This window comes from Methylomonas paludis (assembly GCF_018734325.1).
Taxonomy (GTDB): domain Bacteria; phylum Pseudomonadota; class Gammaproteobacteria; order Methylococcales; family Methylomonadaceae; genus Methylomonas; species Methylomonas paludis.
Window position 1 is genome coordinate 2751815 of the sequence record NZ_CP073754.1, and the last position, 15293, is coordinate 2767107.

At 48.9% G+C, this 15293-nt stretch carries 15 protein-coding genes; 8 read left to right on the forward strand and 7 right to left on the reverse strand.

All coding sequences use genetic code 11. The features are described 5' to 3' along the window. Positions 1-21: 21 nt before the first annotated feature. Entirely contained in the window at positions 22-1728 is a 1707-nt protein-coding gene (locus tag KEF85_RS12325) for a proline--tRNA ligase (protein WP_215580993.1), read from the reverse strand. 149 nt (positions 1729-1877) lie between these two features. Here KEF85_RS12325 and KEF85_RS12330 point away from each other — a divergent pair, with 149 nt between their 5' ends. Further along, positions 1878-4187 (forward strand): DNA internalization-related competence protein ComEC/Rec2, encoded by a 2310-nt coding sequence (locus tag KEF85_RS12330; protein ID WP_215580995.1) that lies wholly within the window; start codon positions 1878-1880, stop codon positions 4185-4187. A gap of 182 nt (positions 4188-4369) precedes the next feature. Here the strand turns inward: KEF85_RS12330 and KEF85_RS12335 are convergent, their stop codons facing one another. Beyond that, a complete protein-coding gene (locus tag KEF85_RS12335) occupies positions 4370-4759 on the reverse strand; it encodes a group I truncated hemoglobin (protein ID WP_215580997.1) in 390 nt (129 codons plus the stop codon). 266 nt (positions 4760-5025) lie between these two features. Between KEF85_RS12335 and KEF85_RS12340 the strand changes: the two genes are divergently transcribed. Further along, complete coding sequence (locus KEF85_RS12340) at positions 5026-5589, forward strand: cytochrome b (protein ID WP_215580999.1); 564 nt, start codon at positions 5026-5028, stop codon at positions 5587-5589. A 65-nt stretch (positions 5590-5654) separates the two neighbouring features. Here KEF85_RS12340 and serS read toward each other — a convergent pair whose 3' ends face one another. Further along, entirely contained in the window at positions 5655-6926 is a 1272-nt protein-coding gene (serS, locus tag KEF85_RS12345) for a serine--tRNA ligase (RefSeq protein ID WP_215581001.1), read from the reverse strand. Positions 6927-7031: 105 nt separating this feature from the next. After that, complete coding sequence (gene orn, locus KEF85_RS12350) at positions 7032-7577, reverse strand: oligoribonuclease (protein ID WP_215581004.1); 546 nt, start codon at positions 7575-7577, stop codon at positions 7032-7034. Positions 7578-7668: 91 nt separating this feature from the next. Here orn and KEF85_RS12355 point away from each other — a divergent pair, with 91 nt between their 5' ends. From KEF85_RS12355 to KEF85_RS12375, 5 genes are all read left to right on the forward strand, one after another. Then, positions 7669-8919, forward strand: coding sequence for a M48 family metallopeptidase (locus tag KEF85_RS12355; RefSeq protein ID WP_215581005.1), 1251 nt, complete (start codon positions 7669-7671; stop codon positions 8917-8919). Then, positions 8919-9809 carry a ribosome small subunit-dependent GTPase A gene (gene rsgA, locus KEF85_RS12360; RefSeq protein ID WP_215581007.1) on the forward strand — a complete coding sequence of 297 codons (891 nt, stop codon included), beginning with the start codon at positions 8919-8921 and terminating at the stop codon, positions 9807-9809. Before KEF85_RS12355 ends, rsgA begins: the two co-directional genes overlap by 1 nt. A gap of 192 nt (positions 9810-10001) precedes the next feature. Beyond that, on the forward strand, positions 10002-10703 hold the full coding sequence (gene crcB, locus KEF85_RS17005) for a fluoride efflux transporter CrcB (protein WP_215581009.1): 702 nt from the start codon (positions 10002-10004) through the stop codon (positions 10701-10703). Continuing rightward, positions 10685-10999, forward strand: a complete 315-nt coding sequence (locus KEF85_RS12370) for a DUF190 domain-containing protein (protein ID WP_215581011.1) — start codon at positions 10685-10687, stop codon at positions 10997-10999. Before crcB ends, KEF85_RS12370 begins: the two co-directional genes overlap by 19 nt. 24 nt (positions 11000-11023) lie before the next feature. Next, a complete protein-coding gene (locus tag KEF85_RS12375) occupies positions 11024-11518 on the forward strand; it encodes a SixA phosphatase family protein (protein ID WP_215581013.1) in 495 nt (164 codons plus the stop codon). Between the two features lie 22 nt (positions 11519-11540). Here KEF85_RS12375 and KEF85_RS12380 read toward each other — a convergent pair whose 3' ends face one another. Next, complete coding sequence (locus KEF85_RS12380; RefSeq protein WP_246534929.1) at positions 11541-12041, reverse strand: cytochrome P460 family protein; 501 nt, start codon at positions 12039-12041, stop codon at positions 11541-11543. Between the two features lie 144 nt (positions 12042-12185). Between KEF85_RS12380 and KEF85_RS12385 the strand changes: the two genes are divergently transcribed. Continuing rightward, positions 12186-14267: a carbon starvation CstA family protein gene (locus KEF85_RS12385; RefSeq protein WP_215581015.1), complete on the forward strand. Its 2082-nt coding sequence runs from the start codon at positions 12186-12188 to the stop codon at positions 14265-14267. Positions 14268-14499: 232 nt separating this feature from the next. On the opposite strand, the gene KEF85_RS12390 is transcribed toward KEF85_RS12385, so the two are convergent. Together KEF85_RS12390 and ppnP are read right to left on the reverse strand one after the other, a co-directional pair. Beyond that, positions 14500-14805 carry a hypothetical protein gene (locus tag KEF85_RS12390; protein WP_215581018.1) on the reverse strand — a complete coding sequence of 102 codons (306 nt, stop codon included), beginning with the start codon at positions 14803-14805 and terminating at the stop codon, positions 14500-14502. A gap of 144 nt (positions 14806-14949) precedes the next feature. Beyond that, positions 14950-15264, reverse strand: a complete 315-nt coding sequence (gene ppnP, locus KEF85_RS12395; protein ID WP_215581019.1) for a pyrimidine/purine nucleoside phosphorylase — start codon at positions 15262-15264, stop codon at positions 14950-14952. Positions 15265-15293: the final 29 nt, after the last annotated feature.

Below are 15293 nucleotides of genomic sequence, written 5' to 3' on the forward strand. Positions count from 1 at the left end.
TGCGGTGCCCAGCCGGTAAACTTAAGCCAGTTTGGCTTTAATAAAACTGACAATATCGGCAAATGCCACTTCCTGGCTTTCTTTATCCAGACGCCCCTGATATTCGACTGTGCCGCTATCCAGACCACGATCACCAATGACGATGCGGTGCGGAATGCCGATCAGCTCCATATCTGAGAACATGAAACCGGCTCTAACTTTGCGATCATCCAATAATACTTCAATGCCGGCGTCCTGCAATTCCTGATAAACTTTTTCCACGGTTTCCAGCAAACGGTCGGATTTGTGCATATTCATCGGGCAGATTGCCACCTGGAATGGGGCCAGTTCATTGGGCCAAATGATCCCGCGTTCATCGTGGCTTTGTTCGATAGCAGCGGCTACTATCCTGGAAATACCGATACCATAACAGCCCATAATCATGATCTGGTTTTTTCCGGCTTCGTTGATGACGGCAGCCTGCATAGCTTCGCTATATTTAACACCCAACTGGAAAATATGCCCTACTTCGATACCCCGGGCAATGGTAATTTCGCCTTGACCGTCTGGACTAGGGTCGCCAGCGCAGATCATGCGGATATCTGCGATTTCCGGCAAGGCCAGATCACGTTCCCAGTTGACCCCGCTGTAATGCTTGCCATCCTGGTTTGCACCGCAGATAAAGTCGGCAAGGTTACTGACGCTACGATCTGCAACCACTTTGATGTTCAAACCGATAGGGCCAAGGGAGCCAGGTTTGCAGTTGCAGGCAGCCAGAATTTCGGCATCACCGGCAAATTGCAGCGGCGATAGTACGCCGTCCAGCTTTTCGGCTTTAATCGGATTCAGTTCGTGATCACCCCGCAGCAGCAAAGCCACCAGGATATTGTCCTCGCCTCTGACGATCAGGGTTTTCAGGCATTGCTCAGGTGCCACTCCAAAAAAGGCACTAACTTCGGCGATGCTGTGTTGATTTGGGGTATCGACCAGTTGCAGTGTGGCAGTTGCCGCTGGCCGGGCGCTGGTTGGGGCCAGGGCTTCGGCTTTTTCGACGTTGGCCGCGTAATTGCTGAGCGTTGAAAAGGCGATAGCATCTTCACCGGAATCAGCCAGCACATGAAATTCATGGGAAACCGCGCCGCCGATGGATCCGGAATCGGCGATCACCGCACGAAACTTAAGTCCAAAACGATTGAAGATGTTGGTATAAGTCTGGTACATCACTTCGTAGGTTTCGTTCAGCGATTCCTGGCTTAAATGAAAGGAATAGGCATCTTTCATTAAAAATTCGCGGGAACGCATAATGCCGAAGCGCGGCCTGATTTCGTCGCGAAATTTGGTCTGGATTTGATAATATGTAATCGGCAGCTGTTTATAGCTTTTCAGTTCGTTGCGGGCCAGATCGGTGATAATTTCTTCATGGGTGGGGCCCAAACAAAAATCGCGGTCATGGCGATCTTTCAAACGCGCCAGTTCCGGGCCGTATTTTTCCCAGCGGCCGGTTTCCTGCCACAGCTCCGCGGGCTGCAGGGCCGGCATCATCACTTCCAGCGCCCCGGCTTTGTTCATTTCGGAACGGGTAATCTGTTCCACTTTGCGCAGCACTCGCAAACCCAACGGCAACCAAGTGTAAACGCCGGCGGCCAGTTTGCGAATTAGGCCGGCGCGGATCATCAGTTTGTGACTGGCGATTTCTGCATCGGCAGGAATTTCTTTGACGGTATTAAGCGGAAATTGAGAAGTGCGCATGACTAACCTGGTAACGGAATCAAACCGGATATTTTACCGGTTTAATAAGGATCAATACATAGCTGTTTTGGGCTGTATTGAGGAAATGTCGGGAAATTGCTTGAAAATAGGGGTATAGACGTGGCAATCTTTAACAATCAGGATGATTAATGACGCTTTCCAGTCTGGCTTTTTTACTGGGTATTACAGCGGTGCAGCAACTACGAGTGTTGCCGGGTGGCGGGGCTTTGCTATTAGTAGCGATATTACTGGCTTCGGCTGTTTGGAAACGCTATTGGCCATTGGCTGCTTTGTTGGGGGGTATACTCTGGACTTGTGGTTTGGGGGCCTGGTACTTGCAGGATAGCTTAGGCACTGATTATCAACAGCGCTCTATGTTGATCAAGGGTTACATCAGCAGTCTGCCGCAACGCCGTGGTGATAAACTGGACTTTGAGTTTAAGGTGCTGGAGCCACCTCCCAGCTGCCCAGGCAAACTGCATTTGAGTTGGTTTTCACCTAAATTCGACCTCAAGGCCGGACAAATCTGGCAGCTTAATGTCAAGCTTAAAGCCCCTTATGACCGGCTGAATCCAGGTAGTTTTAATCATGAAACCTGGCTGTTTGCCAATCACATCGGTGCAACTGGCCGGGTTAACCCGCAACCTGCGCCAGTTTTGCTGGGAGAAAAGCCGGGACTGGCTGCCTTGTTTGCCAACTTGCGGCAGACTATCGCGACCCGGCTGGAACAGGCTTTGCCAGAGCATGAGCAATTGGGTTTGCTCAAGGCTTTGAGTATCGGCAGTCAGGACGGCATTAGTCAAAACCAATGGCAGGTATTCCGCCGCACCGGCACCACTCATCTGGTCGTGATTTCCGGCTCGCATATCAGTTTGGTGGCAGGACTGGTGTTTTTAGCCGTGCGACGAGCTTGGGCTCGCTGGGGCACATTGCAAATTGCGCCACAGCGAGCCGCTGCCGCTTGTGCCTGGTTAAGCGCCCTGGTTTATGCCGGTTTGGCCGGCTTTTCCATCCCCACCTCACGGGCAGTGATTATGCTCAGCGTGGCCTTGGCTGCACTGGCTGGGCAACGTCATGTTTCAGCATGGCGGATTTTGTTACTGGCTTTGTTGACCGTACTGGTGTTTGAACCGCTGGCGGTATTGGCGGCTGGTTTTTGGCTGTCATTTGTCGCCGTTGCCTTGTTAATTTATATTTCCGCCGGTCGACTGGGTCGGGCCGGGTTCTGGCACGAGGCCAGTATGCCGCAACTGGCGGCGGCACTTGGGCTGGCTCCATTTCTGATTGTATTTTTCCAGCAGGTTTCACTGATCGCTCCACTGGCCAACTGGCTGGCAGTACCGGTAATCGGCTTGCTGGTGGTACCCTTGGCTTTGCTGGCGGTCATTATGCTGTTTATATTACCGGCTGCAGCCGCTTGGCTATTGCAGTGCCTGGCGTTGTTGCTGGACTGGCTATGGCACATTCTAGAAAAACTGGCTGAACTACCCTGGGCCACTTTATATTGCCCGACCCCATCCTGGTATGCCTTACCATTCGCAGGCTTGGGTATTTTGTTATTGCTGGCACCGCGCGGGGTGCCGGGCCGCTATCTAGGCGGGGCTTTACTGCTGCCGCTGTTCTGGGTAAAACTGGATAAACCGGAGCCGAACCAGGCCTGGCTGACTTTGCTGGATGTGGGCCAGGGTTTGGCAGTGGTGGTGGAAACCCGGCAACACGCCTTGGTGTTTGATACAGGCAGCCGCTTTAGCCCGGAATTTGATATGGGCACCGCGGTGCTGGTGCCGTTTTTACACAACCGAGCCATCACGACACTGGATAGCCTGATTATCAGCCATGATGATCTGGATCACAGCGGCGGTGCAGCGGCACTACTGGCAGAAATACCGGCTGCGGAGGTACTGAGTAGCGCTCGGCGCTGGGCTGAACGCAGCAACAGCAATTATTGCTGGGCCGGTCAGGTTTGGAGCTGGGATGGTGTACAGTTTCAGATGCTGGGGCCGCCGCAACCCGGCTTTACTAAGGAAAACAATAATTCCTGCGTGTTAAGAATCAGCACTGCCAGCCAAAGTTTTTTACTGACCGGCGATATTGAAAAACCGGCGGAAAGCTGGTTGGTCAGCCAATATGGGCCGGAATTGCATAGTTCGATATTGATTGCCCCACACCACGGCAGCAACAGTTCTTCCAGTTATGATTTTCTGCAACAGGTCGCGCCGCAGTTGGTACTGATACCGGCTGGTTATTTAAACCGATTTGGTTTTCCGCATCAGCAAGTACTGAACACTTATCGTTTATTGAATTTGCCCTGGCTGAATACGGCTCTGGTTGGAGCGATTTCGGTACATACCGGTAATGAGGATTTGCAAATCAGCAGCGCCTGGCAGGAACACCAGCGCTATTGGCTGTCAGGCCGGCTTGATTGGAATGGAGAAACTGCTGGGGATAGCGCAGATTAAGGGGTAATAATGATTCAGCGTAAGCTTATATGACCTTCATACACAAGTACTTGGCTTGGAATGATGCGTTGCACTGCATTTAGTACACCCTGCAACCCAAAATATTGATGCCGAATTTTGCAACGGGCATTACTAAAACGCCAAACCCGCTGACAACGGGTTTGGCTGATGTCCACCGGGAATTAACGACCCAGTACGTCGCCTCTGACGCTTTCCACCAGAGCAACCACTTCGCTGACCAGTTCTGCCGGTACTTCCAGTTCTTGCAGGGTGGCTGTCAAATGTCCCACCACAATGTCATAATGAAAATCGCCCAAACCCAATTTCACCAAGCGGGCGTGACTATCACGCAAAGAGCGGCCGGTATAATTATTGGGGCCACCAAACGCCAGCCCCATAAAAGCTTTTAAATGCGCGGCCTGGGCAGCCATATCGGTTCTTTCGAAAAACCGGTTGATGCGATAATCGCTTAAAATTTTGTCATAAAACAAATCCACCGCTGCATTAACTGCGGCTTCTCCGCCTATCCTTTCGTATAAAGATGCTTCCTGAATTTCGTCTGTCTCACTCATATTTCCCCCAACTCGTTTAAGTATCTATTATTGTTATATAAAACTCGGCAGCAGCTCTGCGGTTATCCGAATTGAGTCTACTGCGGCGGGGCTGATAATACCCCATGATTGTTTTGAGGCAAAACTATTTCCGTTATGGTGGATGGTTTTTAGGGAAAAGGGTCAATTTTATAAAAAAAACGGCAGAAAGTGATCTAGGCGAACCAGCGTGGAACATTTAATGATGACAACAGTCTTAAACGCTTTGGATTTTTTGAGTCAATAACATGGATTCCGTGAACGGTTTAAGTCGAATAACGCTGGTTTTGCACTGGCTGGTTGCCATTCCCATGATAGGCATGCTAGCTTTAGGTTTGTACATGACAAATCTTGAGCTGTTTGACTATTATGATTTGCACAAGTCACTGGGTATTCTGCTTGGCGGCGTGATAGTACTCAGAGTGATCTGGCGCCTTCGGCAAGGATGGTTGCCGCCTGTTGCCAATTATGCTAAATCCGAAATGTTGCTTGCCAGGTACACTCATTGGACCCTGATCATTTCTACGCTATTAATGCCTGTTTCGGGGATGATAATGTCGGGCGCAAGCGGACATGGCTTTGATGTGTTTGGCCTAGAATTAGTGCGTGAAAATCCCGACCCCACTCATCCGGACAAAGTAATTGCCTTCAACGAGTTTTGGAGTGGGTTTGGTGAAACCCTCCATGAATATGCCGGCTATATCCTGATCCTGGCTATTGTTTTACACATTTTAGGGGCACTGAAACATCAGTTTATTTATAAAGACGCTATTTTGCGGCGTATGCTTGGCCAGAATACAAAACTTAAATAGGCAAGGGGTGCATTGCCTAGCGGCGAATCCACCAAACCTTGTAAATGTTATGACCCTGTTTATTTTCAGGCGATGACTTCCAGGCCACCCAGATACGGTCGCAACACGTCAGGTACGGTGATGGAGCCGTCCTGGTTCTGGTAGTTTTCCAGCACGGCGATCAGGGTACGACCGGCAGCAAGACCGGAACCGTTGAGGGTGTGTACCAGTTCGGGTTTGCCTGTTTCCGGGTTGCGCCAGCGGGCTTGCAGACGGCGGGCCTGAAAATCTTTGAAGTTGCTGCAGGAAGATATTTCCCGGTACTTTTGCTGGCCGGGCAACCAAACTTCCAGGTCGTAGGTTTTGGCAGAGGAAAAACCGGTATCGCCGGCGCAGAGCAGCACTTTGCGATAAGGTAATTTCAGTTTTTTCAGGATGTTTTCAGCATGGCCGGTCAGTTCTTCGTGGGCCGCGGCGGATTGCGCCGGGGTGGTGATTTGCACCAGCTCGACTTTTTCAAACTGATGCTGGCGAATCATGCCGCGCACGTCGCTGCCATAAGCACCGGCTTCGCTGCGAAAACAGGGGGTGTGACAAACAAATTTCAGCGGAATTTGCTTGGCATCGACAATCACATCGCGGACGATATTGGTCACCGGCACTTCGGCGGTGGGTATAAGATAAAAATCCGGGTCGTGGCTGACTTTGAACAAATCTTCTTCAAATTTGGGCAACTGGCCGGTACCGCGCAAACTGGCGGCATTAACCAGATAAGGCGCATAGGTTTCGGTATAGCCGTGTTCGTTAATGTGGGTATTCAGCATGAACTGGATAATAGCGCGTTGCAGGCTGGCCAGTTTGCCGGTCAATACCACAAAACGGGCGCTGGCGATTTTGGCACCGAGATCAAAACTCATGCCCAAGGGTTCACCCAGATCGACGTGATCTTTGGCGGTAAAGTCAAATTCGGGTATCTCGCCCCAGCGGCTGACTTCCAGATTATCGGCGTCGCTTCTGCCGGCAGGAACGGCTTCATCCAGCAGATTGGGTACAGCTTCCTGGATGTTTTGCAACTGGGTTTGCAGGCTGTCCAGTTCGACTTCGGCTTGTTTGAGTTGTTCGCCCAAGTCCTGCATTTCGTCGAGTAAGGGTTGGATATCCTCGCCTTTGGCTTTGGCCTGACCTACCGCTTTGGAACGGGTATTGCGTTCATTTTGCAAGTCCTGGGTTTTGACCTGGACTTCTTTGCGACGATCTTCCAAAGCTTGATAAGCGACAGTATCAAAATTAAAGTTGCGTCTTTGTAACTGAGCGGTAACCTGCTCCAGTTCGCTTCTGAATAAACGGGGGTCTATCATGGTTTTGCCTTGCCGATTGGGGGTGGAGTTGATTTAATAATTGCGGTTAAGGTCTGCGAGATGGCATAAGCTGTGGCTTAGTTGCATTCTGGAAAACCTTTATGTTTAAAATTTAAAAAATTGTTCGCGGTAATAGCGTAGCTCTTCTATGGATTCCAGAATATCATCCATGGCTTGATGGGCTGCTTTTTTCTTGAAGCCGTCGTTTAGCTGTGGCGCCCAGCGAGCAGCCAGTTCTTTGACGGTGGATACATCCAGATTACGATAATGAAAAAAGGCTTCCAGTTTGGGCATATAGCGGTATAAAAACCGTCTGTCCTGGCAGATGCTATTCCCGCACATGGGCGAAGTTCTGGGCAGCAACCAGTTTTTTAAAAAATCCAGGGTTAGGCTTTCGGCTTCAGCAGTGCTAATCTGGGAGTTACGCACCCGATTGATCAGCCCGGACTGGCCATGGTGAGTCTGGTTCCATTCATCCATGCCGGCCAGTGCCGCTTCGCTTTGATGTACAGCAAATACCGGACCTTGGGCAAGGATATTCAGATTTTTATCGGTAACAATGGTGGCGATTTCGATAATTAAATCACGATCCGGATCGAGTCCGGTCATTTCCAAATCAATCCAGATCAGGTTGGCAGCGTCCTGTGACATGTTTTTTTTAATATATTAGATAAATAGTTGCAGCAAATTGTAGCATTAGCTAATCTTTGCTGCTATTCGTTAACCCAAATGCACTCTATCGATGAATAATTTTACCGTAATTTTTCTTATCGCCCTGGCCTTGTCCTATGGTGTTCAATTCTGGCTATCTGCTCGCCAAAAATCTTATGTGCGTGACCACCGAGATGAAGTGCCGGCAGCGTTCCGTGATCGGGTTGCGCTCAATGCCCATCAAAAAGCAGCCGATTACACCATCGAAAAAAGCCGGTTGGGTGATCTAGACAGTGTGGCTGGATTGCTGTTTCTGCTGGCTTTGACTTTAGGTGGTGGGGTCAGCCTGGTTTTTGACTTTTGGGCTACATTTGAACTGTCGACGATGCAATCCAGTTTAGCCGCTGTAGCCAGTATTATTTTGCTGATGACATTGATCGAGATGCCGTTCAGCCTGTATCAAACCTTTGTTATTGAAGAAAAATACGGTTTCAATAAGAATACCCTGGGGCAATTTGCCAAGGATCAGCTGATTTCGATCGGCCTGACTCTGATTATCGGCATGCCGCTGTTAGCCTTGATTTTATGGGTTATGGATAGTATCGGCAGCCTGTGGTGGGTTTACGCCTGGCTGATTATTATCAGTTTTTCGCTGTTGATGAGCTGGTTATTCCCCACCGTCATTGCCCCTCTGTTCAATAAGTTTACCCCCATGCAGGATGGCAGTTTGCGCGATCGGATTCAGGATTTGCTGAAACGTTGCGGCTTTAACAGTCAGGGCATTTTCATTATGGACGGTTCGCGGCGCTCCGGCCATGGCAATGCCTATTTTACCGGGCTGGGCAATAATAAACGCATTGTGTTTTTTGATACGCTGATTAATTCGCTGGATGAGGATGAACTGGAAGCTGTACTGGCTCATGAATTGGGCCATTTTAAATGCAAACATGTAATTAAAATGCTGGTAGCTTCGTCGATCATGACGCTGATCAGTTTTGCGGTGCTGGGCTGGCTGATTACTCAGGACTGGTTTTTTGACGGACTGGGGGTCAGCACACATTCGAATGCGGCCGCGCTTTTGTTGTTTACCCTAGTTTCGCCGGTATTTACCACATTTATGCAGCCGATTAGTGCTTATTTTCAACGTAAATTCGAGTTTGAAGCGGACGACTTTGCCACCAGCCATGCGCAGGGCAGTAAAATGGTCAGCGGTCTGGTGAAGCTGTATGAAGAAAATGCCAGCACGCTGACACCCGACCCTCTGTATTCGGCATTTCATTACAGCCATCCGCCGGCTGCGATCCGGATTGCCCATATCGAAGCAAAATTGCAGTCCGCTTGATGACAGCCCGGCACGCAGGTCTGGTTATCGCGCATCTGGGTCAGGGCATTGCTGTAGAAACAGCAGAGGGCATTATGTTATGCCAAACCCTGCGCAAACTGGATACGGTGGTGGTGGGCGACCAAGTATTATTGAGCATCACCGGGCCGGAGCAAGGCCGTATTGAAGAAATCTTGCCCCGCCGTTCGGTATTGCAACGTCCCAGCCGCGGCGATCAAGTCAGGCCAGTGGCAGCCAATCTGGATACGATTTTTGTGGTGTTTGCCACGGAACCGGTCTGCGATTTTTTGCTGCTGGATCAGTATCTGGCCATTTGCGAAAACTGCAATATCAATGCTGCACTGGTGTTTAATAAAATCGATCTGCCCTACCCGGCTGAGATGCTGCAGGAACTTAAGTATTATCAGTCTCTAGGCTATACCCTGCATAGCGTCAGCGCTCATCAGCAAATCGGCATGGCTGAATTGCTGGATAACTTGCGCGCCAAAACCAGTATGTTTACCGGCCAGTCCGGGGTGGGTAAATCTTCTTTGAGTAAGGCTTTGCTGCCCAACAGGGATTTAAAAATCAATAGTGTCTCTGCGATCACCCGCCATGGCCGGCATACCACTACTGCCGCCACTCTGTATCATTTGCCTGGCGGTGGCGATTTGATTGACAGCCCCGGCGTAGCTATTTTTGGTTTGGCCGGTCTTTCCGAAGCGCAACTGGCCAGGGGTTATCGGGAGTTTCAGCCCTACCTTGGCCTATGCCGGTTTAACGATTGCCGTCATGTTACAGACAAGGATTGCGCGATTAGAGCCGCCGCTGAAAGTGGTGTAATTCCTCTCAGCCGTTATCGGCGCTTCTTAAAATTACGCGAAAAAATGCCTCAGCCCCGACACAGCTAAACAGCAATCTGCTATACCCCCTCTGAAAACAGCCTAACACTTTGATTTTTCCACTCAGTTTTCCGGTATTAACGGTGACATAGCTTTAACTTAACATGCTATATTACGGGTAAGCGTACTACCGTTGAGTTTAGTGATGTTTAGCGCCAAAATTTACTGTTTTTTGCTGCCTGCGCCAAATCGCTTGCATCTATGACTGCCATTATTGCCATAGCTTTGGGCGGGGCCTTCGGGGCAGTCAGCCGTTTTCTGGTAGCCAATGGTATTTATGGTGTACTGGGTCGGGGGTTTCCCAGCGCAACACTGTTTATCAATGTTTCCGGCTCTTTTTTAATGGGCTTGCTCAGCGAATTAATGATACAGCGGCTGGCACTGGCTGTTGAATATCGTGCCGCCGTACTGGTGGGCTTTCTGGGAGCCTACACCACTTTTTCCACGTTTGCTTTGGAAACCATTGCGCTTTTTGAAGCCGGCAGCCAACTCAAAGCCTTTTTGAACGTCACCCTAAGCGTGTTTCTGTGCCTGATTGCTTGCTGGTCCGGTTTGTTTCTGGCGCGTAATCTGATCTCTACCCCGATTTATCCAAGTTCGGCAGATCTACAGCCATATCTGACTTTATTGGCATTTTACGGCAGCGGATTGCTATTGGCCGGACTGACAGCTTATGGCTTGCACCGTTTTAATCCCAGTGGTGAGCTGCATAACTTGTTGTTTATCATACTGCCCACCTTATTGACGGCCGCAACCAGTTTTTATCTGGCTGACAAACCGGTCGCAGATAATCTGGATTTAACCGGTTTGTCCGGGCTCTTCGTGATTAGCTCTCTGTGCAGTATCAGCACGGTCTGGCTAGGCTTTTGGATAGGAAAGGGCCTATGGCAACTAAAACTGTAACGATAGTTAGGGTCTATTTGCGCGAAGGCGAAAACCTGTTGAGCGATTTACTAAAATTTTTGCACGATGAGGTTCAGGTGTCCGGGGTTACGGTTGTGCGCGGTATTGCCGGTTTTGGCGCTGACGGCAAACTGCATTTAAGTTCCTTGTCTGATCTGTCGCTGGATTTACCGCTGATCGTCGAGTTTTACGATACTCCCGAACGTATTAGCCCTATTTTACAGGCACTGGAATCCCAGCCGGGCATCACACATGTTATCAGTTGGCAATCAACTTGTTACATTAAACAACTCTAATTATTTTGTACCCGGATTTTATTTATGCAAATTACTTTATTAAGACATGCTGCAGCGGTTGACCGTAGTTTAAGCCTCCCCGATCCGCAACGGGCTTTGTCGGAAAAAGGCGAAAAACAGCTGAAACGTCTGTCAGCTTTTTGCCTACTCAATGATTTGATTCCGAGTAATTTGTTTGCCAGTCCCTTATTACGCGCCCAACAAACCGCTCAAGGCTTGCAGCAACGTCTACCGGGCTGCCCAGCAGTTCAAACTGCTGATTGGCTGATCATCCATACCACGCCACCCCAATTTTTTCGGGCTTTAGGCAAATTGGCTGAACAAGGTTTGGATGATATCTGGCTGGTGGGACATGAACCGGATTTTTCCGAATTGATTGCGGCTTTACTGCAAACCGAAAGCGCCTCAATTGTGATTAAAAAAGCCTCTTTAACGCGATTGGAAGTTGAGTTGTCGGCACGCCCTAGCGCCAAATTATTATGGAGCGTACCCAGCAGCCTGATGGCTGTGGGCAGCTAAGGCATATTACCAGCCGACGGAATTATTGCAGTGCTGGTTCGGTAAACACGTAATCATGATCTTTCATGATGGTATGACAAGCAAAACAGGTCGCCGTTTTTTCCTTGTCGTTAATCACTAGATTACCGCCTTCCCAATGTCCAAACGCCCAACCACCGGTTTCCGGATATTTTTTACTGTCTTTAATAATGGCTTCGGCTCCGGCAAATTCGCCAGGAATGACAGCCTGCGGCCAACGCGGATGGGTTTGCTCTTTCCAAGACAATTTGGCTATCACCGTCCCATCCGGCCAGGGCTGAGTTTTACCGCTGCGTGCGGCATTAATGGCGATATCATTTCCCAGGATAGCTCTGACGTATTTTTTATCCAGTCTATGTGACACACCCAGAACCCGCCAATCCTTATATGAGCCATGTAGAGCCTGCTCGGGGTGGCTTGCGGTTTCGGCGTTGACCAAAGCCGGACTCAAGAAAGTGGACAGGACAATTAAGCCGGCAAGATAAGTTTTTTGCATCTGTTTCATTTTATTCTCCATGATTTAGTAGGATTGAGAGGATACGCAAGCCTGAGACTAGCACACGCTCCATCGGCTGCATGTGCTAACATTGACATGCTAAGACAAGCAAGCAATTAAGTCTTGTAGAATTATCATTCATTAAGCATATCCATGTCAGACAATAAACTCAATCTATCTTCCATCCTGCTTTGGTCTACTATTACTTTAACCGGAATTTTTGCGGTGGGTACTATAGCCCTACAACGCGGCGAAACAATTAACAGCTTGTGGCTGGTGATCGCCGCTGTCTGTGTTTATGTACTGGGTTACCGTTTTTACAGTGCGTTTATTGCGGCAAAAGTACTCAGCCTGGATGCCGCCCGAGCCACCCCAGCCGAACGCTTTAATGATGGTCGCGATTTTATCCCCACGCATAAATGGGTCGTGTTTGGCCATCATTTTGCGGCAATCGCCGGGCCGGGACCTTTGATAGGCCCAACGCTGGCAGCGCAGTTTGGCTATCTGCCCGGCACTCTCTGGATTCTGGTCGGTGCGGTTTTAGGCGGCTGCGTACAGGATTTTGTCATATTATTTTTCTCAGTACGACGCGATGGCCGTTCCTTAGGCCAAATGGCTAAGGATGAATTGGGGGTGATTGGGGGGGCTGCCGCCATGCTGGGGGTAATGGCCATCATGATTATTCTGATTGCGGTGCTGGGACTGGTGGTTGTGAATGCCATGAAACATAGCCCCTGGGCCACTGCAACCGTAGCAGCTACTATCCCTATTGCGATTTTGATGGGCCTGTATCTGCACCAGTTTCGTCCAGGCCGGGTACTGGAAGCTACTCTGATAGGTGTGTCATTACTGATTCTGGCTGTGATCGGCGGCGGCTGGCTGGATAGCAGCCCTACTCTACGTGGCTGGTTTGACTACGAAGCGCCACAATTAGCGGTGATGATTATCATTTATGGCTTTGCCGCTGCGGTTTTACCTGTCTGGCTGTTATTGGCACCCCGCGACTATTTATCCACTTTTATGAAATTAGGCACAATAGCCGCGCTGGCTCTGGCTATTATTATCTTGCATCCCGATTTGAAAATGCCGGCTCTCACCCCTTTTATTGACGGTAGCGGTCCAATTTTTGCGGGCAAACTGTTTCCATTTGTTTTTATTACGATTGCCTGTGGCGCTATATCGGGTTTTCACGCGCTGATTTCTTCCGGAACCACTCCCAAATTATTAAGTAATGAGCAGGATGCCCGCTTTATTGGTTATGGGGCCATGATGATGGAATCGTTTGTGGCAATCATGGCCATGATCGCCGCTACGGTGCTGGAACCCGGTGTGTATTTTGCTATTAATAGTCCGGCTGGTATGGTTGGCAAGGAGGCTGCCATTGCAGTGGCCAAAATCAGTAGCTGGGGCTTTGCCGTTAATGTCGAACAAATGCAGCAATTGGCAAATGCTATGGGCGAATCCAGTCTGTTGGCCCGTACTGGCGGCGCTCCCTCACTGGCAGTGGGTATGGCCAGTCTGTTCGCCAAGGTTTTTGGTGAAAATCTGCTCGCGATCTGGTATCACTTTGCCATTATGTTTGAAGCCTTGTTTATTCTGACCACGCTGGATGCCGGCACCCGGGTTGCTCGTTTCATGTTACAGGATCTGCTCGGCAATTTTAAGTCCAGTCCCAACCAAACCAATGGTTATGGCAGCATTCTGCTATGTAGTGCCTGTGTTGTATGTGGCTGGGGTTATTTTTTGTATATGGGGACGCTGGATCCCTTAGGCGGCATTAACAGTTTGTGGCCTTTGTTCGGTATCGCCAATCAGATGTTGGCGGCGATTGCTTTATGCGTGGCAACCACGATTTTAGTCAAATCCGGCAAACTAAAATATGTCTGGGTTACTGCTGTGCCGCTGGCCTGGCTAATGTTGATCACCAGTTGCGCCGCTTGGGAAAAATTGTTTTCAGATAATTTACGCATCGGCTTTTTGGCCCATGCCACCGATTTATCAGACAAACTGACACATGGCTTACTGGCTGCCGAACAAATAGCTAAAGCCCCACAACTTATTTTTAACGACTATCTGGATGCCGGTTTAACCGCGTTGTTTATGCTGATCAGTTGGTTATTGTTAATGGATACTTTACGGGTCATTTATTGCATCATTACCGGCAAAAACTATCCGAAAACCAGCGAATCTTCCCATATTCCCAGCCGCCTGGTTGAAAACTGGATGCGGGATTAATTATCAGCTCAGACCAAACTAGCGACTCATTTAAAAGGTCTTTTCCGACCTAGACGGAAGATTAATCTACAGAATTAGTAATTATTCAGCGTAAATTTCGGATGATCCATTTCAAACAAGTAGTTGTCTCCGAATGATGCGCTGCACTGCGTTTAGCACATCCTACAACTGCCTGTTTTTTTAAAGTGATAATTCGACGCTGAATAGTTACCAGAATTAAGCTAGTTATTGGCTATTTAATTGAATTTTCGTAACGCTGTCTTTTCAAAGCATTCCATTTGCCTAGTTGTTCTTCAGTTAATAATTCTTTAATGCGGTTTTGCGACTCTTCGCGGATTGCCCGCAGCTTTTCATGCTTTTCATTGTAAATCGCTTCAAGCTTGGCTTTTTGATCGGCACTTAACTGTAACTCTTCCGTAAGATGCTCCCATTTATGCTCTCTGGATATTTCGTAATCATTTTCAGCATTAGCCATAGGCGCTTGCAAAAAACTAACGACAATACTCAATAGTATCAATGGCAGGATTTTAATATTCATACTTATCCTTAAATGTAAGAAATGGATCACATCTCCATACTGCCTAAGCTGCGCCTGGAATAATCTTGAGCCGACGAATTTTGTAATGATTTGTCAGCAAAGGGTGAGTCCAGACGCATGACTTTTAATTTTAGCTTGAAGGACTTATTTTAGAAATGAACAGCAATAGTCGCTGGCCACTTTTACCTGAACAGTGAACTGAGCGTTGCCCGGCACTTCAAAAGATTCACCGCCTTTGATAGTTAGCCATTGGTCGTTACCGGGTAAAGCAACGGCCATTTCTCCGGCCAGTATTTCCATCAGTTCAGGTGCGCCTGTATTAAAAGTATATTCGCCAGGCTGCATGAAACCCAGGGTTTTTACGGATCCATCGGCAAATTGAATAGATCGACTATTGACCTTACCGTCAAAATAGACATTGGCTTGTTTGATGACGGTTACATTGTTAAATTCTGACATATTTGTTTCGTTTTATATAAAGGAATTCC